This window comes from Peribacillus sp. NPDC096622, from assembly GCF_044762665.1.
Taxonomy (GTDB): domain Bacteria; phylum Bacillota; class Bacilli; order Bacillales; family DSM-1321; genus Peribacillus; species Peribacillus frigoritolerans_B.
Genome location: NZ_JBIWES010000025.1, coordinates 20,028 through 41,913, shown reverse-complemented (window position 1 = coordinate 41,913; position 21,886 = coordinate 20,028). Strand labels below are relative to the sequence as shown.

The window sequence follows — 21,886 nt, the reverse complement described above, 5'->3', positions numbered from 1 at the left end:
ACATGTAAAACGAAGTAAAGAATTAGACGATAATTCACCTACAAAGAATGACGTGAAAGATGCAAAAGTCATCGCACAGTTAGTCAAGGACGGAAGATACGCCGAACCAACAATTCCACAAGGAATTTATGCAGAACTCCGAGTGGCAAAAAAACTTCGCGATCTTCTCAACGTTGTTATACTGGGGTTGCTACGGCAGCCTTTTTATTATTGAACAAAAGGGGCAGTTTAGTTGCATAAGGATAATGGTTTTTTGTGGTAAAATTAATAGGAAAAGGATAATAAGGGGGGATGATTATGGAAGGGTTGGAAATATACGATTTTTTAAGATTAGTTTTTATTACTTTTATAATTAGTTTAATTGTTATTTTATTGATTCAAAAGAAACGAAGCAACCTCGTTAATGGATTCACAGTTAGTATTACTTCAATAATTTCAATAATTGTTTCTGGTATTAATCTTATTATTATAGGATACATAGCTGATGAATTAAATTTAGGAGGAGATGTTATTTCCTCATATTTGTTTCTTATAATTTTAGGGTTAAGCATATTTAATTTGTTTATTTACTTTAAAAATAAAAACAGTACCATTAGTGATTAATAAATAAATTTTGTTCTTAAAGGAGTTGTTAGGGCAACTCCTTTAACGGGTGCGTAAGCTAAAGATTGGAGCTGTCTTAAGGCAGTTTTTCTTTTGTCTATACTGTCTATTAATATGGTATAGATTGGAGAGAACAGGTATGATCTTAACTGATGTATGGGGTTTATATAAGGCAGATAAGCAAATCCAATTTATCGAGAATAACGGGATAGTATATCCATTAGTTCTTGCTTGGCTGTTTCTACACTTTCTTTTTGGAAATGTTTGTATTGCACTCGGATCTTGGATTCATCCATTCCTGCTGCACTTTCCAAAAACCCAGAAAGTCCTCTTGCTTTTCTATCCACTTCGATGAATAAATCTACGGATTGAGCGTCCGCGACGAATCCGATTTCAACCTCATCAAGGCTTCTTTGGAATGGACCGCCCTTTGGCTTGTATTCGAATTCCTGAAAGACACCCGTTTTGCTACGTTTGAAGGGTACATTTTTCACTTTGTTCAAGTAAAACCCTAGTGATTCGATTGCTTTTAGGAAGCTACTGACTGTTTCATTTTCAAATACGTTTATATAATCGTTATCTTTAGGGTCCAATGCGAACGTCACATCCATTTCCGTCTTCATCCACACAGACACGTCCCCTATCGTGATTGGCGTTTCGTACGGAAGTTGCAAGGAAAACGGAATCACCTTTTCTTCGCCTTTTTCAATGACGAATGCATCCGAAACCTTTATTTTGTAAAGGGTAACATCATCTAAATACTTACGGTCATCCTGTTCCCTCAAAACCTGTGTCATCACATGGATGTACAGCCCATTGATTTCCTGTTGGGTGTTTCCGCCAAGGACAAACACGTTCCCTTTTACCGTTTCTCCTTGTTTGTATGAATCTTTTTCTAATTTTGTATCCACTTTCGCCGCACCGATTCCGATGCTTGCTTTCATTTTATCAAAAAATGACATGTACATAATTCCCCCTTTGTAAGTCTATAAATAGCATAGCATAATAGGTTCATGAGCGCCTCTAGAAGTGGTTCAAAGTTCAATGGGTCATGAAAAAGTGAAACCACAAAAATTTATGCATATCTAACACACGTATAGGCGTTTGTAATGGAGTTCACCCGCATGACTTAAGTGGCTATCTTAAAGCTTGGAAAGAATGGAGAGTGTATCTTCCTTCTATGTAAATAGGGATTCTAAATGAACTAACAGGTGCATAGTTGAAATTAGAAGTATGGAAACTGATCACCCCTCCTTATAAAAGAAACATTCAATCGAATAGTTAAGAGCATGTTTCTTTTAGTCAGGACATGCTCTTTCTATTTGCTCATTTACCAAGGTGTTTTGTTTTTATCAATCGTTATTTCAGAGATACAGAACAATAGTTGTTTCTTACTAAAATTCGAAACTATTTACTAAAAAACTACCTTGTGTGATTAAAATTGTAAACTTTTCTTAATGGTATACGTCTAGTAGGCAGGAGGACGATGATGGATGACATAAATAAGAATAGCGAGCTTAATTCAGAGCTTAATATCGTATATAGATACTTGCGGAAATTGGGTATTTCACAAGCCGATGCAGAGGATGTTGTTCAGGAAACGGCTTATAAGTATCTGCTTTATAACGATACGATTCAGACTTCCAAGATAAGGAGTTGGCTGATACGTGTATCATTAAATTTTCATTATGATCAGTGCCGGAAGCAACGGCGGTACGACCTCAATTTAAATGAAGGACTTTTAGAGACGGATAAAAGGGAGCTTCCAGAGGTCGTTTTTCTTGAAAAAGAAAGGAATAAAGAGGTTGGATATGCACTATCAAAGGTAAAGCCGCACTTTCAAGAACTTTTGTTATTAAAGTATCAATCAGGCTTATCGTATGAAGAGATATCCAAGTTATTAGAGAAACCTATCAGTTCTATTAAGACGAATTTATTCAGAGCCAGGAAACAATTGGCGAAGATTTATAAGGAGGCAAACCATGAGCGATAATCACGAATCAAAAAAAGAGGAAGAAATCGATTTTATCAACACGCCTTCCTTGCAAAAGGCCCTCAAAAAAACAAAACGGAGGCAGACAATCAAGTATGTAATCATTGCTGTACTTACAACTACCATCCTGTTGACCACTCTTTTCACAGGCAGTCAATACATCCTCAATAAACGGCTAGAGCATCATGATGGGATATATGAGATGATTCATGGGGCAAATATATCATTTGGGGATAGCAGCTATAATTACAATTTATTTAGTGTAACAAAAGAAACGACATATCGTAAAAGCATTGGTGACCGTTCAATAGTATGGGATAAAAAGACCGAGAAAATCCCATTGTTCGGAAGGATAGACACCATTGAACGAGGAAGTGGAATGGTTGAAGTCAATGTTTATAACGAAAAGGCGCAACGAACAGTCCGTTATAATGACTTCAATAATGAAAGGAAAATCGATTTTTATTATCCAGGTTTGTCCTATGACTTTTTACCGGATGAACTTGATACTGCCGTTGGTTTGGACAAAAATATATTAATCGAGGTCGCCTTTTCCTTTGATAAGCCAATGACTTTAGCAGAGTTGGGTAAGCAGCTTGGCTATGAAAATGTCAATTGGCTATGGGTCGATACAACAACTGTCGCCCAAATGGACAGAATGACAAAGGAGCTGGATTCTGATAGGTTAAAAACTAAGGGCGGTGGCGGTGCCTTTGGATTCGAAGTCATTCAAGAAGTTCCTTTTTTTGATGAAAGCGGGCATGGATTCATACAGACTTTGGAACAACTGAGTAAAACAGACAGCCATAAAAGCTCTATTAAAGAAGCTCTGAAGGGAATCAAGGAAAACACCCAATCTTCAAAAGGGGAAATCCGTTTTAACGGGGCCGTTGTGACTGGTACGGCAGAGGAGCTTAGACGTTTCCAAAAACTAGATTTCATTCGTGCCTCCGTCATTGGTGCTACGATAGATAAATATTGAAAGCCGTGTAAAGAATAACAAAGGGTTGCTGCGACAACCTTTATGGAACTAAGGGTGCCAAATTTCTTAAAGAACCATAATAGGATTTTTATTCTTTTAAAGGTTTTAATAAAGTTGAATTGAATAATTAATAAGGGTAAATCAAATAAAGTTGAGGTGTAATTTTGCAGATACATGGTGAGTACGAAGAGATAAAAAGATAACAGATCAAAGGGCAGGGAAAGCTCCTTTCGCCATATTGTTTGCAGCATAATAAAATGGTCTTCTCCACATGGAGAGGGCTTATTTTTGTTATATCATACTTTTGTTTTATATCTCCTATAGTCATTATTTCTTATTTATTTAATTTTGAAGAAACCTATTTAGTAGGAAAGGATGGGAAAGTTGCTATATAATGTAAGTGGGAATAAAATTATTTATAATTGACGGGAGAAAGATAATGAATGCAACAATGTTTTTTTTATTAAGTTCTTTGGATGTTCAACGTGGTGGATTAACGAAGGCATCGTTAGCTCAGGCCAATACATTTGCAGATATGGGCTATGATACTCATATACTCACATTTAATTTTGATACGAGGTACGAAAGAATACGAGAAAAATTAATAGAGCTTGGACAACTAAACGAAAAAGTTAAAGTTTTAAATCTCTATGAAGAGCTTTGTGGAAGTGAAGAAGATTTAACGATTACACAAGTTACGCCCGAGACAGGATATTTAGATCCGCATGTTGGACATAATGCTTTTAGAGTTTACGAAAATGGACTTTACACTAAATATAAAAAATTTCACGAAGATGGGTCTTTAGATTTCATTGATTATTTTAATGAACAAAGATATCGAATCAAAAAAGAAGTGTATGATGAGTATGGCTTGATAAGAAAAGTTTCTTTTATGGATTTTGCTTCCAATAAACCACGACAAATGAATTTTTACAATAGCAGCTCTCAAGCTTATTTATCAAAATGGGTAAATCCCGAAAACGGCAAGGCCATTCGAGTAAATTGGTTTGAAGAAAATGGAGATATTAAGGCTATTTATAGCAATGATGATCAACTAAAATTAGATTGGGTCGAACGAGTAATAAAAGACGTAGACAACCCAGTATTAATTGCAGATGCTCGAAAAACTGACTTATTAATGATAAATGTAAAGAATAAGAATGCTGCAAAAATCTGGCGGTTACACAGTAGTCACCTTACGGCACCATGGGAAGCTGATTCTGACATCGCTTCAACTGTCCAAACAGGAATTAATCAATTAGATAATATTGATGCTGCTTTAGTTCTTACAGAACAACAAAAGACAGATATTGAAAATAGATTTGGGAAAAGAACGAATTTGCATGTTATTCCTCATGCGTCGAGGACAAATTTAAAAACTGGATGGTTTGGCCGCTCTGGTTTAGTTAAAGACGAAAGGCTAGCGGTAGTTATTAGTAGGTACTCAGCCATTAAAAATATAGATCATATTATTAAGGCATTTGAACTCGTTGTGAAGAAAGTGCCGGATGCGAAGTTAGAGTTTTGGGGAGATGGTTCGGAAAAAGAGAAGTTACAAAAAATTATTAATAATGCTAAACTTACAGATCACATAAAATTGAATGGATACACCCAGGAACCATCTAAAATTTATCAAAGTGCTCTTTTCAGTATTTTGGCTTCAAAAACGGAAGGGTTTTCTCTTTCTGTATTGGAGAGCATGTCTAATGCTACAGCTGTAGTGAGTTATGATATTAGATATGGCCCTAATGAATTAATTGACAATGGAGAAAATGGAGTTTTAATTCAAAAAAATAATATAGATATGCTAGCAGAAGCGATGATTTCAATGTTCAATCATCCGAATACAACCATAAAGATGGGTAAGGCTGCTCTAAAAAAGGTAGAAAGAAAATTCAACCAAGAAGTTTATGCAAATTCTTGGGAACATGTTGTTAGAGTAGCAATTGAAAATCGTCAATTGAAAAATAAAGACATACCATTAGCCAATAAGGAATATACCAATTCACAGCCAAATTAAAGAAGCGGATGAATAGGTTCAAATGGCTTGAACTATTTAAAATGATAAAGAAGCGATAAAGGTAAAGAACTTTGTAACCTATGCTTATTTAAAAGCAGCAGATTTTAAAGAATGGGATCCAATATTTTTAAAGGAGATTGAGGTATGACGGAAATCTGGGAATCAAGTTTTATAGAAAATCAAATGATGTGGGGATTTGAACCTTCAGACTCCGCAATCTTGACAAAGGACTTTTTCCTTGAAAAGGAAGTTAAGGATATATTGATTCCTGGTATTGGGTATGGAAGAAATGCAAAGGTTTTTACTGACAACGGAATAAATGTAACAGGTATCGAGATTTCAAAAACAGCGATTGAATTGGCAAGGCAAAATGGGCTTAATCTTAATATTTTTCATGGTTCAGTAACCGATATGCCTTTTGATAATAAACTTTATGATGGTATATTTTGTTATGCCCTTATTCACTTATTGAATAATCATGAGAGAGATAAGTTTATTAAAGCTTGCTATAATCAGTTAAAGCCAAACGGATATATGATTTTTACTACTATTTCAAAAGAAGCCCCAATGTTTGGTAAGGGCAAACAACTGGGTAAAGATTATTTCGAAATAATGGAAGGGGTAAAAATGTTTTTTTATGATTCTGACTCGGTTAAACAAGAATTTGGAAATTATGGACTGATAGAATTTTCGGAAGTTGTTGAGCCGCATAAGAATATGGAAAGTAAACCTCCATTTAAATTTATAATGGTAAAGTGTCAAAAAGGACTATAATGACAATTGCAAAATAGTTATTGATAAGGTAAGACCTTCAAGTGCTTACGCATTCTTAAAAGGGGAATTAAGCGAGTCATAGCACTCACCTTAAAAAGTAACGGGCAGTTTAGTTGCATCAGAATGGATTCCAGAAGATCGCCATTAGTGGCGATCTTTTTCTTTTGAAAGCACGCTGCGACCAAATTAATAGTAATAATATTTTATGAATTAGAAAAAACTAGTGTTAGGGAAGGAGGGATTGCGAATGTCTGTGAAAAAGTGGGTAACAGGATTGGTCGTTGTGCTTGCAACGGTTGTAGTTGTGACAACTCTAGGCTCACTCGGCGTATCTGCCGAATCCCGTGTTGTAACTCAGCCTACGGTGAAATCGATTGAGGTCGAGTTGAACGATGATTTCTTTAATCCGGAAGTCATCACTATTCCGAAAGGGACATCCACAACGTTGATATTGAAAAACAAAGGTAAGAGAGAGCACACCTTCACGGTGGAAAAGCTCGGAATTGACGCAGAGGTCCAGCCAGGTAAAGAAAAAACCATTACCGTGCAACCGAAACAGCCCGGTACATATGAACTGATATGTCGGTACCATTTCCAGGAAGGAATGGTTGGGAAAGTAATAGTCGAATAAAAGGCAGGGCCAATAAGGCCTTGTTTTTTTTAGCAAAGGGAAAATTATTTTTCAATACAGGATATTGATGTTTGGATAATTAATAATTGTTCCGCCTCTAATGATTGGTAAATATAATGTATAGTAACGTATAAACCATTTAGAATGAGGTGGAAAGGTGTTTTTTTTAAAACCTATTTCTGATGAGGTTCGTTTATCCCAAATAATATTCAATAAACATAAAAAAACGATGAAGCTCATTTTAGTGTCTATTTTTGGTTGCATTGCTGCTATTCTACAGGCTGCTGCTGGCTTTTTACCAGGTATAGGATATTTAATAAGCCCGCTAGCCACAGCACCTATTCTGTTGTGTTCCATGTTTTCCATTCCATATGGAGTGATGACCTACTTTTTGACAATTATGTTGTTATTCATCCTACAGCCATCTGAACTAATTGTATTTCCTTTTACAACAGGATTATTAGGACTTGGCATAGGGGCATCTTTTTCCTTTTTTAGGAAGAGGTTAATTATTATCGCTACTGGTGCAATTCTTTTAATGTCAGGAGTTATGAGTCTACTATTTATTTTTCACTTTCCGGTTTTAGGTCCAGCCGTGTCTGTTTCCTTTTCATTTCTTATAACTGGCTTTTTATTTGCTTTCATTTATAGCTGGTTATGGGTTGATATTGCTTTAATCATTTTTAAAAGGGTAAAAATGATTTTAATTTCGATTCATTAAATCCAAATTTTCAGGATTGAGTAGAATTTTATAGTTATGATTCAACAATTTCAAAAACGGTACCTTGGTTAAAATCAGTCACTTTCATAGAGCCATAAACCCCTAAATATAGTCTGGTTTGATCCAGGTTCGTTCCCAAATTAACATAATAAGCTGATTGAGACCCAAAATCATATTCGGTTTGTATCACACTAAAATCATTTTGTCCGCCATTTGGTCTTACGGTGGTATAAGCTAAAGCCCCTCTAACCTGAGGTTGAGATTCTTTCCGGGCTAGATCGGTAAACACAACGCTTCCTGTCAAAGCAGGGATTCTTTTCCCCATATAGGCTTGCACTCCTGTGATTGCAGTTCCTCCAAACTTATCGGGTCTGGTATCTTCATGAAAATAACTGGTTAAAGGCTGAAGACGACTTCCTGAAAGTGCTGCTGCTTCATTGTAATAAGCAGTTGTTTTCTCATTCAAAGTCGGATTTTCAGTGCACTTTCTTATAATCGAAGCAGGAAAAGCACCTTCCCAACCTCGCCATCCAAAGTTAATGAACCCTTCTTTGTCAGGTTCAGAATTCATGAAAGAAGCTTGAATAAGCTGAGTAACCGGTATTGGTTTATACTGAACGAATGAAAAAATCGACTCGACCAAACGCTGGCCGACATTTCCCGCATATTTAATATACTGATTATAAAATCTTTGAAATGAAATGCCTGGTATATTGCGAACCCCTTTGGCCATTACCATGAGCGTTTCCTGAATGGGTGTTGGAAGTTCATTAAAACGTGTGACAATGGGTGAATTATTGATGTATGGATACTTACCTACATCAATTTCAATTATTTTACCAGCGATTTCTAGATCGTCCTGGCTTAAGTTAAATGGATCATAGCCTGATCCGCCATCTCCTGTTGTTAAAACAAGCTTTCCTGTTTCAGGTGAAAAGTTTAAACTATTGAACCCATTATGATTTGCAAATGGTCTTCTTAAGTTAAGCAATGTCCGTCGTTTTTGGGGCTGACCATTCGATTGTAAAATCCATTCTTCAATTGTATCGATATGATCATATTGAGTTTCTCTATTCATCCACCTTAGGTTTAAAGTTTTGGGATCACACGGGTTAGGCTTAAAGGATTCAGAAAGAGCGCCTGGTCCTTGTGTTCCAGCTACTGAATAATGAATATAAAACAGACCGTTAAAATAAAATTCGGGATGAAACGCTAGCCCCAGCAATCCCCGTTCATCATATCCGCCACCAGAAACACCTAGTTTTAGGATTCGCGGGCGAATATCTAAAAAAGTCCTTATATCTCCGTTTCCTATGTAAAAGATCTCTCCTACCTGGGTTGCTATAAATAATCTTTCAATTGAGTCACCTGGAAGTATAGTCGTTTTCAAAACAGTAGGTAAATTAATCTTACTTACAATGGGCCGTAAACCAACCTTAACTTTTATCAACTGACTTTGCCCCCCTTCTTATTGTTTTCTTTAATAAGAATATGATTGGAACTGTCCATTAGTACCAAATTAGGACGGGGGAAACTGATAAGGCAATGCACCACTTTCCGCACGAGAATAATTAACGGGGAGGTTTAAGATGAAAAACTATAAAACCAATACATAAATCACCTGTATATTATTGGAAGTAAAATAGTGGCTGTTATTCATTATGATGGAGCCTGATGATGGAAATAATAAATCAAAATATGTATTTGTGGCTTCCGTCCGTTCTGGAATAGGTGCGATTGACAAGCAACCATACAGTTGCTTATACTTGTTGACATGCAACTATTGAGTTGCTTATAATTGATGTATGTTAGATAAAGACGCTATATTCAAAGCACTCGGCGATTCGACTCGACGGCTGATATTAGACGAGCTATCTGAACGCAACGAACTGACGTTGTATGAACTTACGGTACGTCTCATTACGAAGCACGACCTTGCCATTTCGCGACAGGCGATCGCTAAACATCTATCTGCATTGGAAGATGCAGGACTCGTAAAATCAAAACGAAAGGGAAAATATCGAGTACTAATGTTCAACAACGAACCACTTAAAAACTTGCTGAAAGGATGGATAGAGTAATTTTATAAAATCGGAAGATGACTTCTGACGAATGTGTGGGTTTTTCGGCTTGGAGCCAGATTGTTTGCAGACCACCAACGTGGTAAATACCAAAGGAGGCAAAGGATTATGAAAATCATTGTTACCAGTTTATTCGTACAAGACCAAGACAAGGCACTGGAATTTTATTCAGAAAAGCTAGGGTTTGTAAAAAAGCATGATGTTCCCATGGGGAAATTCAGGTGGATTACGCTTGTTTCTCCCGATGACCATGACGGTACCGAGCTTTTACTCGAACCGAATGAACATCCTGCCGCAAAGGAGTATCAAAAGAAGATAGTAGCCGAAGGCATCCCAGCAACAATGTTTGGCGTTGCAGATATTCATGAAGAGTACAAACGATTATTGGAAAACGGCGTGAAGTTTACGATGGAGCCGACAAAAATGGGCGAAAGCACAATAGCTGTCTTCGACGATACATGCGGCAACCTTATTCAGATAGTGCAGCAGTAACTTTATTGTTATTTTTTTTGTTCGGTGAAGTGTTTTTACAATTAAATACTTTAAGTTAACCCTGTCCCAATTTTAGGACAGGGTTATATATTTTTTGATTTTCCTTGGTCAAGTCTTGAATGAATTAGGTCATGCTCCCTTTACCTCCAGACATTATAGCAGGCAGAAACTAATATGCTGTCAATGGAGGTGGTTTAATGGGCGGGATTTCAATTAGTTTATGCATGATTGCTTGTCCATCCCCCCTATGATAAGTAGTCTGGCTGTATGCCGTTACGAGTAGTGCTTGTGTTATTTGAGAAGAATAAGAAATAGTGATGCTTTATGCCTTATAGAACTATCGGGGCAGGATAGTTGAAGAAAGTAATCTCTGTAAGTTGATTTTAGTCTGGGGATATTTGATAATAATTGGTGTATAAATTCGTTTACAAAAGGATGACTGTCATGAAAAAAGCAGAGGAAATAGCCTCCTAAATCAAATAAAACATATTAGGAGGCATTGCATATGAAATTCAATATAATTGATCGTGAAAATTGGTTTCGAAAAGAGTACTTTGAACACTATTTACAACAACAAACAACATTCAGTATAACGAATGAAATTAATATTACTGTTCTTATGAAAAACTTAAAGAAGAAGAATTATAAGTTATATCCTGCGTTTATTTTTATGGTTACAAAAATAGTTAATTCCCGTCGAGAATTCAGAACCAGTTTTAACCAACAAGGGGATTTAGGTTATTGGTCAGAAATTTTGCCTTCTTATACAATTTTTGATAAGAAGACATGCACATTTTCTAATATCTGGTCACCAAATATAAGTAGGTTTTCTGAATTCCATTCCCAGTATGAAGAAGATGTAGAAGAATACAATGGTACGGGTAGTTTATTCCCAAAGACTCCTATACCAGATAATAATATTCCGATATCCATGATCCCTTGGAGTTCTTTTACAGCATTTAATTTAAATATTAATAATGGTGGAGATTTTCTCTTACCCATCATAACTGGGGGGAAATATTCACAAATAAAAGATGAATGGTTCTTGCCTGTTTCGTTACAAATTCATCATGCAGTTTGTGATGGTTATCATGCAAGTGTTTTTATGAATGACTTACAAAGGTTTGCTGATGATAGTGCAGACTGGCTCTAGATGTTCATTGGGAAAATATCTAAAAGGGAACTGTGAAAACAGTTCCTTTTTTATAGAATTAAAACCAAAGTTTGTGTAAAGGGTGCGTTAGTTCAATAAGAAGATGTTTTTTGGATATGGTATTATATGGATATAATGATGGCTTATTTAATGTCACTTAATATTTTGATACCAATTATTATAATGGGTCCCATAATTCTTTGCGGCTTTGGAATTTTCAAGATTGCCAAAATCATAAAAAGGTGAGGCTGACCGGCCGCTTTTACTTATGGAACTAAAAGGGCAGGATAGTTCGATAAAACAAATTTGAAAATGTTTTTTTCTTGGACTAGAAATTGTAATTAAGCGATAAAACAAAAAAATCCCTACAATTAAGTAGGGAATGAATTTTAACTGGTGAGTTGTGTTAATTAGAATATGGCTTCACGCATTTTATGTGTTTCCGTTTTTTATATTTCGGGCATATAGCCTTTTAGTTATGGATATATTTTTCCCGATTACTGTTCGTGTTACAGATTCTGATCAAGAATCTTTCCTTGTACTTTTATTCAGAATCATAAGCTACTTCTTTATATTTTCCAATGCTCTATAAGCATTTGCTTCTCCTGAACCAAATAAAGCATCTTGTCCCTTCTTTCCATAGTCAAGGGTTGTTTGCTTAATGCGTGCTGTCACTTGGGCAGGTTTATACTCCGGATGAGCTGCCTTAATAACTCCTGCAATTCCAGCAACTTGAGGAGTGGCCATGGAAGTACCAGCATTAAACTCATATGAAGCACCTAAATAGGTAGGCCAAGTACTTAGGATTAAGTTACTTGGATCAGCCGCCGCAGGATCATTGGTTTCTGCATATTCAGGCCCGAAATCTCCTCCGGGAGCTGCTACGTCAATAGCACTGTTTCCATAATTAGAGTAGAAAGCAAGCTGCTGAGTTGACCATTTTGTGGAGGCAGACACATTAATGACTCCTGGCATTTGTGCTGGTACTACAGTTGCAGGCCCTTTCACGCTCATTCCATATGGTTCATACAATTTATTTAAAAATTCGTTAACTTCCTTCTTGTCATCTAAATTTAAACTTTCATTACCACTGCCGGCTACAACAGTTACCCCATTCTTTACTGCATATTGAATGGCTCTCTTCCAAAGTAACGTTTCAGCGATTGATTTATAACTTTCTCCCTCAATTGTCATTTTGGTATTATTATAGAAACGTAGAGACATATTAATAACATCTACCTTGTCATTTGTTGCTGCGATAATTGCATCTATAATCCAAGTTGGTAATCCAAGGGCTTGCTCTGAGTAAAAAGCGCGATAGGATCTGATTCCTAAATCTGGCCCTACACCCTTTACTTTACCATTTGCTCCAATGATCCCGGCAACGTGAGTACCGTGCCCATTGCGATCTTTTATATCAGTAGGATCACCTGTTTCAGATTCATCCATTCCAGCAGGAACAAGATTACGTCCACCTATTATATTATTCTTTAAGTCAGGATGAGACTCATCAATTCCGGTATCAATCACTCCCACCACTGCTTTATGAGTAATACTGCCATCTTTATTTTTATATCCGCCTGTTTCTAAATCATATGATTTCCCATCGTTGGTCACCCTTTGAATATCCCATTGGGAGCCCCAATAACTCTCTGAATTTTGCTGGCTGATGATACTAGACTTATAGTTATAAGGGCTGACTGCTGTTTTGTCTAAAGTTAGGGGAATTTCTCTGTTAGCAGCTTCTATTGAAGCATTACCTTTTAGGTTTGTAAGAAAAGAAGGCTCGTCAGATTGAGCTTCTATTCCTCCAACTTCTGGAAGAACTTTGGTTACTTTACCACCGGCTTTCCGAATTACCTCTTGATAATTCTCCGGTAATCCACTCTTAAAAGCTATTGCGTAAGTGTCATTCATCTCCTGATTTTGGCTCTTAGCTTGGGCAGGAACACCACCAACAGACAGTATCCCTGCTCCTACTGCAATCGAAAGTACCGTATGTAGAATTTTCTTTTTCATATTTCTCCTCCTATATAATGGAAAATTTTCATCATATACTATCTTAATATACAGCAACTAAAATTCCAAGTATTCCTAATAAATCTCATATTATTGAAATTGGCAGCTCTTTTTGTTATTGAACTAAAGGGGGAGAATCGTTCAAGAAGGTATTGGTAAATCATTTGACGAAAATACTTAGAAGTGCTTAAAATACTTTCTGATATTTAATAAAAACGGGAAAAACTAACTGCCAATAACTTTAGGGGGGAAAATATTGAAACAAACATTACTGATAATCGATGCTCAACAGGAATTAATAGAAGGTAATAAAGGGGAACAAGGAGTCTTTGAGAAAGAAAAAATCGTTAATAACATTAATACTGTAATTGAAAAAGCGATAAATGAAGATATCCCTGTTGTTTTTATAAGAGATTTAGATGTTTCAAATGGTGAAGGACCTGGATTCCAGATCCACAGGGATATTAAAGTACCATCGACTGCTATCATATTTGATAAAGCTGCCACAAATTCGTTTTATGGCACTCCATTACACGAACATTTAAGTAAAAACAATGTAGACCATATTGTAATAATGGGATGTAAGACGGAACATTGTATCGATTCAGCAGTTAGAACAGCAACAATCAATCATTTTGATGTAACATTAGTTGGTGATGGACATTCCACTTCTGATTCCAAGAACTTATCTGCAAAACAAATAATCCTTCATCACAATGAAACCCTTCACGGTCACTATAATGTAGACAATTTTTCACTTGTTAGAAATTCTAATGAAGATTTGTTTACACCTGTTCACAATAATTACCGATAATATTCATCTTCAACTAAAAGTTGCGTTAGCTGAAGATCTGAGCTGTCTTTAAGGCAGCTTTTTTCTTTTGCAATTAAAGGGGCAGGTTTTTCATAAAGCATAGTTTGTTCCAATTCTGAAGTCTACAATTTTAAAATAATTGTGGTTCCATATTATAATACTTCTTTAAAATATCATTAATCACCTGTACGTATCCATCTTCATTCTGAGCTTCCATCGAAAATACCTCACTGCAGTTATTCTTTCTTAGCTTAAATCCTGTATAAGTAATATCAATTTTATCCTCCAGGGTAGTTCCATCAATATTATCCTCCAGAGTAGTTCCGCCTGTTCCAAATGTACTTACACACTTATTATCTATAGGTGTTCGATGTCCTTTATCATTAACATAGAAGTATTTGTCTGTTACTGTACCGTAATCCAAGTCCTTGGTCCGGGTCGCATAATAGCCTTTTTCATTGATTTTATGCACCTCATAGCCATCTTCTTTCTCAACTTCAGGAGCTCCTTTAACATTGTAAAATACAAAAACATCTCCTTCATATCCTTCAGGTATTAGATATATATCATTTGTCTGACTTTCTTCACTTAGCGCTGACGAAATGATTTTTCCTAATCCAATTGCAACCCCTAAACTAACAATCACCTTAACCCATTTTGGTAAACGCCTATTCTTGCGTAACGATGAATAGACTACAAAAGAACCTACACTTAGTATAATTAACACAGGAGTAAAATAAATCACACCGTAAATAAAACTTTCAACTATTGTAGGATAATATACATCTGGTTCTCTATCTAAATATGGAGTATAGGCCATTATTGATCCAATAATAGAGATAATGAAGGATAAAATCACTGCCGCTGCTATCACTTTTAATAAATTCACAACTAAATCATCTTCTCCTAAGAACATGTAATAAAAACAACTTTATTTTATCAAACTAAAATGTGGAAGAATACCCCTTACTGAAAGAGGAATCCATTTAGAATCCTCCTATTGATTTATTCTATTTTTCATAAGCACAGTTTGTACTAACTCAATAATACGATTTATAAAACTTACAGGTGCTTTACTTCACTGACTGCCATGAGCTGATTCCTAACAGCTCATTAATGCACGGGGCAGGATCGTTCATTAAGAGTAATTACTTTTTTGGGAATAATTGTTATAATTAAGTTTCATATTCGTTAGGAAGGTTGTTGTTCAAGGTGGAGTATATTTATGAAATCTAAAAAGACAGTATTAATTATAGCTTTGGGGATTATTTGTATAGCTATCTTTATAAATCTATTAAAGAAAGATTTATGGGATGTAAACGAAGAGTTGTTAAAAGAAGAAGTGTTATCAATTGGACATTCCGCTGAAACAATAAATTTATTAGAAGTAACACCGTTTGACTGGGATGTGGTATATTCCTTTCCACCATATACCCCGAAAGATCATATATATGAAACGGTAGGTTATAAGTGGGATACTATTAGCGAAACTGTAAATGAAGGAATGAATCAAATTGTATTTTTAAAAGATGGAAAAGTGGTCTGCTATTTATATGGTTATCCTGAGAATAATGGATATGGCATATCTTTTGAATTAGAGAATAATAAAGATGTTGGTTATATGCTTAATAGTAAGGATGATTTAAATTTTCAAGTAGAGCGAAGAAACGGTATTGTTTATTTGAGAAGCTAAGCAAGGATAGGTTTTCTTCAAAAAGTGAGGTTGCTGCGGCAACCTTTTTTCTTACGGAACTAACGAACGATGTATAAAACATACATATACATAAAACGAAAGACATCCCCCCCTTGAGGCCCTAAGGGGTTTTTAGCTATTTTGAGGAGTTTATTTTCTTAATTTAATGGACAAGTTAGTATAAGTTGAAGTTTTGCAATGGTACGTTCATACAAAATTAGGTATATGTTTGTCAAAAAACATATAGAAGTTGGAGAGAAATGACTAGTAAAATAGAGAATATAACAAAACGGCTATCTGCTGCTCAAATCATTGTTTTTTATTACCTGGTAGCTGTAGTGGTTTCAACCATTTTATTGCTGCTTCCCATTACTCAAACGCAGAATGCAGAGCTTTCATTTATTGATGGAGTATTCATTTCTATCAGTGCGGTAACTGTAACAGGATTATCCACGGTAGATGTAAGCCAGCTGCTTAGTGTTCCCGGTACGTTTATTTTTGCAATCATTCTCCAGTTTGGTGGAATTGGGATCATGGCTTTCGGAACAATACTATGGCTTGCATCAGGAAAAAAAATAGGACTCAGGGCAAGAATACTCATGACGACAGAACAAAACAGCCCAACTTTTTCCGGGATTGTTCGGTTCATACGAATGATCTTCTTTTTCTTTGTCATGATTGAGCTATTAGGGGCTGTTGTTTTCGGTACATATTTCTTGAAGTATTTCCCAACATGGCAAGAGGCTTATTTGCAGGGTTTCTTCGCCTCTGTGTCTGCAACGACAAATGCAGGTTTTGATATCACAGGAAAATCACTGATTCCGTTTGCAGACGATTATTTTGTCCTGACCCTTAATATAGTACTCTTTATTATCGGATCCCTTGGTTTTCCTGTTTTAATGGAGGTAAGTCAGTGGCTCAGGCATAAGGGAAAGATGCCATTCCGGTTCTCCTTGTTCACTAAAATCACAACCGTAACTTTTTTCATACTGATCGTAATTGGAGCCATTTTCATCTATCTGTTTGAGTATAGTACTTTCTATTCAGAAAAGACTTGGCATCAATTCTTTGTCCATTCTCTTTTTTATTCGATATCTTCAAGGACTGGCGGAATGGCGATCAGCGACGTCAACCAATTTTCAGTACCTACCATATTGTTACTGAGTATTTTTATGTTCATAGGGGCATCCCCCAGCAGTGCTGGTGGTGGGATAAGAACCACCACGTTTGCTGTGATGCTGCTTACCATTTACAACTATGCGAAAGGGAACAGAACAATAAAAATATTCAAAAGGGAGATCGATGAGGAAGATATCATCAAGTCGTTCATCGTTTTCACAACAGGTATGATACTGTGCAGTGTGGCAGTTGTCATTCTTGAATGCATTGAATCTGCCTTTTCCCTAATGGAAATTTTATTCGAAGTTTCCTCTGCTTTTGGCACTGTAGGCCTTTCGCTTGGCATTACACCGGAATTGAGTACTGCCGGAAAGGCCGTAATCATGATTTTAATGTTTATAGGGAAAATCGGGATGTTTACCTTCTTATTCAGTATGGGGGGCAAACCATTAAAACATGCGTATCACTATCCAAAAGAGCGCATCATTATAGGATAAAAAAATGTACTACTGCAAAGGTTGTGGTCTATTTCTTGGTCGAAGAAAAGTTCAAGCTGAGGCGCATTGTACCCAATAATGTACATTGCTTTTATTTTCCGCTAAAATAAAAGGTATAATGAATGCTTATATAGTTTATTGATGATAAAAGATAATGAGGTAGGAAAAAAATGATTGCAAAAACAGAAGATGATTTTAATGGTTTGAAGGAAATTGGCAAAATTATTGCCACCATTAGAGATGAATTGGTACAAAGAACAATTCCTGGCATAACGACCAAAGAACTTGATGATATAGCCGGGGAACTTTTAGAAAAAGCGGGTGCAGTTTCAGCTCCAAAAGGGGAATATGATTTTCCTGGCTTTACTTGCATTAGCCTTAATGAAGAAGTGGCACATGGCATTCCGGGTCATCGGGTTATTCGTGAAGGGGATCTAGTAAATATAGATGTATCTGCTTCGAAGAACGGTTATTTCGCAGATACGGGAATCTCATTTGTAGTAGGAGAAGGAGAAGAAGTATTAGCGAAATTATGCGACGTTGCCAAAAAGGCATTTGAAGCAGGTCTTAAGAAAGCAAAACCTGGTTCCAAAAAAAGTAGAATCGGAAAAGCAGTGTTCGAAACAGCGAGACAGAATGGATTCACGGTTATCAAAAATCTTACTGGACATGGTGTTGGACGTAGAATACACGAAGCACCTGACCATATTTGTAATTATTATGATCCATGGGATAATGATATATTAAAGGAAGGGATGGTTATCGCATTCGAACCATTTATCTCAACCTTTGAAGAAGAAGTATTCCAAAAAGAAGACGGTTGGACCTATGCTACAGAAAAAAGCTATGTAGCTCAATTGGAACATACGATCATCCTAACTAAAAACGGTCCGATTATTGTCACGCTTTAATTCGCGGAAAAGGACTTGTAATATAAGTAGTGGGAAACTTAAATGAAGTGAATTATAAACATCTAAAAAAACAAGGATTCGATTGGTGTATTTCACATCAACCCACTTAAATAAGGGAGTTGCTTTTGCAGCTCTTTTTCTTATGGAGCTATAGGGGCTTAGACAAAGTCTCTTTGGACTGTTTCCCTAACAGATAATTTTTTCACCTTGTAATCGTTATTCCATATAATGGAAGTGGATAGGACAACTCTCTCCTGTCCTATTTATTCCAATCCGGTTATTTTGAAGTAACTATTCTTTAGCGAATAGTTACTTTTTTTAGTTACAAAGAATCAAAAGGTATTGTCCTTTTTACATAGAATATTTTAAGAATGGTTTGTAATTAAAGGGGGACATATATGGAAATTTGTTTAATTGGTGGTGGAAATCACACGAATAATGAATTAGGTGAAGTGTTCCTGGAACTTTCAAAAATGATTAAATCTGAAGCTAAGATTTTAATAATTCCTTTTGCAACCGACAATTCCAGGTATGAAAGTTGGATGGTAAGTATCAAACAAGCCTTTTCAATCATGGAGAATGTAAGTATTGAATTATTAAATGAAGACCTTTCAGGCAAAGAAATGAAAAAGACTATAATAGAACATGATATTCTTTATTTTATTGGTGGAAAGCCAGAAAGGTTAATCCATGTAATTGAAGAAAAAGGACTTACCCCAATCATCAAAAACTTTCAAGGTTTAATCATTGGATATAGTGCGGGCTCATTAGCTTTCTGCAATGATTGCATAATAACAAAAGATAAAGACTATCCAGAAACGATAGTGATCAAGGGCTTAGGATTAATCGGGTTTAGCGTTGAGGTCCATTACGAGGATAATATAGATGGAGAATTAATTCCCCTATCAAATGAACGAAAGATATATGCAATACCAAATGGAAGTGCAATTTTCTCCAAGAACGGGGAACTATTTAAAGGTATAAATGATATTTATTCCTTTAAAAATATGAAAAAGGAAATAGTGAATACCAAAGTCTTATAGAGCTGGCAGGCGCTTTATCCCAATAAGTTGCGGCAGCATTTTTCTTATGCAGGTGCAAGGTCGCCGGTCGCTAAGGATAGAGAAAAGGAGATTGCAATGAAAATAAATTTAATGATCTTCATAACATCAGTAAAAGAACAAGAAAAGAATAGGTTAATGATGAAAACATTTGAATCTGATATTCGTCCTGTTAACGGGGATATAATCGATGATCCTGGGTTCGATCCAGGATTTCATAATGGATATGAAGTTGCAAAGGTTACCATAAATTATGCTTCGAATGAATGTTTAGTATCACTGCACCCGCTTGCGATCGAAATTGAGGAAATCAGGATGGAAACCTATATAGAGAAACTGGAAGCACACGGTTGGCGTGCTGTCTCAAAAGAAGAATTGAAAAGCATGTAAAAATGACGTAAGGAGTATATAAATGGAAAAACACTCAACAACCACTTTAAAAATGATTAGAAATTTTGATGTAAAGGCTGAAAGGGTATTTGATGCATGGTTAAACCCTGAGATGATGAGAAAATGGTTTTTTACATTGGAGGGGACAAATAAAGTGGCACAAAATGATCCTCAAGTGGGAGGTACTTGGGAAATTATTGATCATCGCGATGGAAAAGATTATCGGGCGATAGGGGAGTACCTTGAAATGGACCCTCCAAAAAAATTAGTGTTCACTTTTAAAATGCCGCAATTCAGTGAAGCAGTAGATACAATTTCAGTTGAGCTGAAAGAACTTCAAAAGGGCTGTGAAATGACATTTTCACAAAGAATCATCGTTCCTCATGAAGAAAATTGGACGAAATCCGATATCGAAAAAGCTCTTGGAGAGTATCACGATGGATCTGAATATGGCTGGAATTTAATGTTTATGGGACTGAAGGAATTGGTTGAAACTGGATAAGTTAGCAATAAAGGCTAATGGTCGTTATCCGTAGTTTGTAGACAAAAGGGAGTTCGGAATGGTCTCATCCCGAACCCTGATTATAAAAACGGTGATTTGAACGTAGGGCACTCGCTTATGGATGAAACTCTAAATGGATGGATGAAATTTGCGACACTCCTGCCGAATAACTGGCTAGCCGAGACCCGACAGACGCTTTGCTTTGATGCGGCTTGGCAGACAGTCGGCAGCGGATTTCTGAAATCAGCTGCAACGTTTTTCCAAAACTGTAGAAACTCAATTACCGAGTTTTTCTAAGTCTGGGGCTAATAGTCGTTAGCGAATGGTAAGCTCTCCAAATTAACTGGAGGGCTTTTCGGAATGTATTTATATGTATTGACAATTCCCTTTAGATTGGTAATATTTACTGTATTATTACATATGTGATTATTAATATAAGGCGGTTAAATTATGGATGGGAAAATCATTTACGACGAGTTTAATAAACTGATAGAAAGTGGGCAATATCGCAAATTGGTCATTTTATTATGACTAACTTTATGTACATATTTTGTTTATTAGTATGGGGACTTAATTTTATTGCCGTTAAGATTCAAGGTACACCTGTGAGTTTAGAATTATCTTTAACATATCGTTTAGGTTTGACGGCAATCCTATTCTTCATTTTATTGTGCATTCTTAGACCTAAAGGAAAACCAAAGAAAAAGGATATTCCATTTATTATTGTGTTTGGAATTTGTAATTTTGCTTTAAGCTATTTATGCCTTTATTACGCCACTATCTTAAGTTCAGCGGCAATGGTTACATTAATATTTTCATTGAAAGTCATTTTAACGCCCATTGCCCTTCGTATTTTTTTGAAGGAACCATTACATTCACGTATCTTAATTGGTGGGATGATTGGAGTGCTGGCTGTTTGTATTGTTATTTATCCGAGTTTAAATAGTATTCATGGATTCAATGATATAAAGGGTATCATGATGGCTGTTCTTGGTACCATCCTTACTGCATTGGGCGATGCAAGCTCTGCCAGAAATGCCAGGAAGAAAGTGAACCCAATCTATGCGAATGTGCTTGGATTTGCAGCAGGAGGAATTCTTTTAGCGGCAATTGTGTTTATTCAAGGACAAGCAGTCACTTTACCGACATCCATTACATATTTATCTGCTTTGTTCTATTTAACTATATTCGCTTCCTTTGGAGCTTGGCTATTCTACCTCAAGCTTGTAGAGAAAATAGGTGGGGCGAAAAGTGGATACATGGTTGCCCTTTTTCCTGCAATTGGAGGTATAGCTTCAGTGATGATTGGTGAATCAGATCCAACCATTTTCTTGGGAACTGGTTGTCTTTTCAGTTGTTTAGGTGCGGCTATTGCATTAGGGTTTGGCATCAATATTGGTAAAAGTAATTTGAAAGAAGAAATATAATTC

General features: G+C 36.1%; 22 protein-coding genes and 1 pseudogene. 19 read left to right on the top strand and 4 right to left on the bottom strand.

Annotation, left to right across the window (positions count from 1 at the left end):
* Together ACIQYG_RS24710 and ACIQYG_RS24705 are read left to right on the top strand one after the other, a co-directional pair.
* Positions 1 to 178: pseudogene (locus tag ACIQYG_RS24710) on the top strand (IS110 family transposase); the annotation flags it as partial.
* Between the two features lie 119 nt (positions 179 to 297).
* Complete coding sequence (locus ACIQYG_RS24705; protein WP_402843656.1) at positions 298 to 603, top strand: hypothetical protein; 306 nt, start codon at positions 298 to 300, stop codon at positions 601 to 603.
* 191 nt (positions 604 to 794) lie between these two features.
* Here ACIQYG_RS24705 and ACIQYG_RS24700 read toward each other — a convergent pair whose 3' ends face one another.
* Positions 795 to 1,565: a sporulation protein gene (locus tag ACIQYG_RS24700; protein WP_057216934.1), complete on the bottom strand. Its 771-nt coding sequence runs from the start codon at positions 1,563 to 1,565 to the stop codon at positions 795 to 797.
* A 524-nt stretch (positions 1,566 to 2,089) separates the two neighbouring features.
* On the opposite strand from ACIQYG_RS24700, the gene ACIQYG_RS24695 reads away from it, so the two are divergent.
* From ACIQYG_RS24695 to ACIQYG_RS24670, 6 genes are all read left to right on the top strand, one after another.
* The gene (locus ACIQYG_RS24695; RefSeq protein ID WP_402843653.1) at positions 2,090 to 2,596 is read left to right on the top strand and encodes an RNA polymerase sigma factor; all 507 of its coding nucleotides are present in this window, start codon (positions 2,090 to 2,092) and stop codon (positions 2,594 to 2,596) included.
* On the top strand, positions 2,586 to 3,578 hold the full coding sequence (locus ACIQYG_RS24690) for an anti sigma factor C-terminal domain-containing protein (RefSeq protein WP_402843650.1): 993 nt from the start codon (positions 2,586 to 2,588) through the stop codon (positions 3,576 to 3,578). Before ACIQYG_RS24695 ends, ACIQYG_RS24690 begins: the two co-directional genes overlap by 11 nt.
* 439 nt (positions 3,579 to 4,017) lie before the next feature.
* Entirely contained in the window at positions 4,018 to 5,598 is a 1,581-nt protein-coding gene (locus ACIQYG_RS24685) for a glycosyltransferase (RefSeq protein ID WP_402843647.1), read from the top strand.
* Positions 5,599 to 5,742: 144 nt separating this feature from the next.
* Positions 5,743 to 6,372, top strand: a complete 630-nt coding sequence (locus ACIQYG_RS24680) for a class I SAM-dependent methyltransferase (RefSeq protein ID WP_402843644.1) — start codon at positions 5,743 to 5,745, stop codon at positions 6,370 to 6,372.
* A 247-nt stretch (positions 6,373 to 6,619) separates the two neighbouring features.
* Positions 6,620 to 7,003, top strand: coding sequence for a cupredoxin domain-containing protein (locus tag ACIQYG_RS24675; protein ID WP_402843641.1), 384 nt, complete (start codon positions 6,620 to 6,622; stop codon positions 7,001 to 7,003).
* A 157-nt stretch (positions 7,004 to 7,160) separates the two neighbouring features.
* On the top strand, positions 7,161 to 7,724 hold the full coding sequence (locus tag ACIQYG_RS24670) for a hypothetical protein (protein ID WP_402843638.1): 564 nt from the start codon (positions 7,161 to 7,163) through the stop codon (positions 7,722 to 7,724).
* Between the two features lie 34 nt (positions 7,725 to 7,758).
* On the opposite strand, the gene ACIQYG_RS24665 is transcribed toward ACIQYG_RS24670, so the two are convergent.
* On the bottom strand, positions 7,759 to 9,174 hold the full coding sequence (locus tag ACIQYG_RS24665) for a PQQ-dependent sugar dehydrogenase (RefSeq protein WP_402843635.1): 1,416 nt from the start codon (positions 9,172 to 9,174) through the stop codon (positions 7,759 to 7,761).
* A gap of 355 nt (positions 9,175 to 9,529) precedes the next feature.
* Here ACIQYG_RS24665 and ACIQYG_RS24660 point away from each other — a divergent pair, with 355 nt between their 5' ends.
* The 3 genes from ACIQYG_RS24660 to catA all read left to right on the top strand — a co-directional run bounded on the left by ACIQYG_RS24660 (position 9,530) and on the right by catA (position 11,450).
* The gene (locus tag ACIQYG_RS24660) at positions 9,530 to 9,805 is read left to right on the top strand and encodes an ArsR/SmtB family transcription factor (RefSeq protein WP_402843632.1); all 276 of its coding nucleotides are present in this window, start codon (positions 9,530 to 9,532) and stop codon (positions 9,803 to 9,805) included.
* A gap of 108 nt (positions 9,806 to 9,913) precedes the next feature.
* A complete protein-coding gene (locus ACIQYG_RS24655; RefSeq protein ID WP_402843629.1) occupies positions 9,914 to 10,297 on the top strand; it encodes a VOC family protein in 384 nt (127 codons plus the stop codon).
* 505 nt (positions 10,298 to 10,802) lie between these two features.
* Positions 10,803 to 11,450 carry a type A chloramphenicol O-acetyltransferase gene (catA, locus tag ACIQYG_RS24650; protein WP_402843626.1) on the top strand — a complete coding sequence of 216 codons (648 nt, stop codon included), beginning with the start codon at positions 10,803 to 10,805 and terminating at the stop codon, positions 11,448 to 11,450.
* A 561-nt stretch (positions 11,451 to 12,011) separates the two neighbouring features.
* On the opposite strand, the gene ACIQYG_RS24645 is transcribed toward catA, so the two are convergent.
* Positions 12,012 to 13,469 (bottom strand): S8 family serine peptidase, encoded by a 1,458-nt coding sequence (locus ACIQYG_RS24645; protein WP_402843623.1) that lies wholly within the window; start codon positions 13,467 to 13,469, stop codon positions 12,012 to 12,014.
* 256 nt (positions 13,470 to 13,725) lie between these two features.
* Here ACIQYG_RS24645 and ACIQYG_RS24640 point away from each other — a divergent pair, with 256 nt between their 5' ends.
* On the top strand, positions 13,726 to 14,283 hold the full coding sequence (locus tag ACIQYG_RS24640) for a cysteine hydrolase family protein (protein ID WP_402843620.1): 558 nt from the start codon (positions 13,726 to 13,728) through the stop codon (positions 14,281 to 14,283).
* A gap of 130 nt (positions 14,284 to 14,413) precedes the next feature.
* On the opposite strand, the gene ACIQYG_RS24635 is transcribed toward ACIQYG_RS24640, so the two are convergent.
* Positions 14,414 to 15,172: a DUF6843 domain-containing protein gene (locus ACIQYG_RS24635; protein ID WP_402843617.1), complete on the bottom strand. Its 759-nt coding sequence runs from the start codon at positions 15,170 to 15,172 to the stop codon at positions 14,414 to 14,416.
* A 336-nt stretch (positions 15,173 to 15,508) separates the two neighbouring features.
* Between ACIQYG_RS24635 and ACIQYG_RS24630 the strand changes: the two genes are divergently transcribed.
* The 7 genes from ACIQYG_RS24630 (at position 15,509) to ACIQYG_RS24600 (ending at position 21,883) form a co-directional block, all read left to right on the top strand.
* Complete coding sequence (locus tag ACIQYG_RS24630; protein ID WP_402843614.1) at positions 15,509 to 15,976, top strand: hypothetical protein; 468 nt, start codon at positions 15,509 to 15,511, stop codon at positions 15,974 to 15,976.
* 260 nt (positions 15,977 to 16,236) lie between these two features.
* Positions 16,237 to 17,592, top strand: coding sequence for a TrkH family potassium uptake protein (locus ACIQYG_RS24625; RefSeq protein ID WP_402843611.1), 1,356 nt, complete (start codon positions 16,237 to 16,239; stop codon positions 17,590 to 17,592).
* A 170-nt stretch (positions 17,593 to 17,762) separates the two neighbouring features.
* The gene (gene map / locus ACIQYG_RS24620) at positions 17,763 to 18,503 is read left to right on the top strand and encodes a type I methionyl aminopeptidase (protein ID WP_402843608.1); all 741 of its coding nucleotides are present in this window, start codon (positions 17,763 to 17,765) and stop codon (positions 18,501 to 18,503) included.
* Between the two features lie 398 nt (positions 18,504 to 18,901).
* Complete coding sequence (locus ACIQYG_RS24615) at positions 18,902 to 19,546, top strand: Type 1 glutamine amidotransferase-like domain-containing protein (protein WP_402843606.1); 645 nt, start codon at positions 18,902 to 18,904, stop codon at positions 19,544 to 19,546.
* 96 nt (positions 19,547 to 19,642) lie between these two features.
* The gene (locus ACIQYG_RS24610) at positions 19,643 to 19,954 is read left to right on the top strand and encodes a hypothetical protein (RefSeq protein WP_402843603.1); all 312 of its coding nucleotides are present in this window, start codon (positions 19,643 to 19,645) and stop codon (positions 19,952 to 19,954) included.
* A 22-nt stretch (positions 19,955 to 19,976) separates the two neighbouring features.
* Positions 19,977 to 20,456 carry an SRPBCC family protein gene (locus ACIQYG_RS24605; RefSeq protein ID WP_402843600.1) on the top strand — a complete coding sequence of 160 codons (480 nt, stop codon included), beginning with the start codon at positions 19,977 to 19,979 and terminating at the stop codon, positions 20,454 to 20,456.
* Between the two features lie 527 nt (positions 20,457 to 20,983).
* Positions 20,984 to 21,883, top strand: coding sequence for a DMT family transporter (locus tag ACIQYG_RS24600; RefSeq protein ID WP_402843597.1), 900 nt, complete (start codon positions 20,984 to 20,986; stop codon positions 21,881 to 21,883).
* The last annotated feature ends 3 nt before the right edge of the window (positions 21,884 to 21,886 follow it).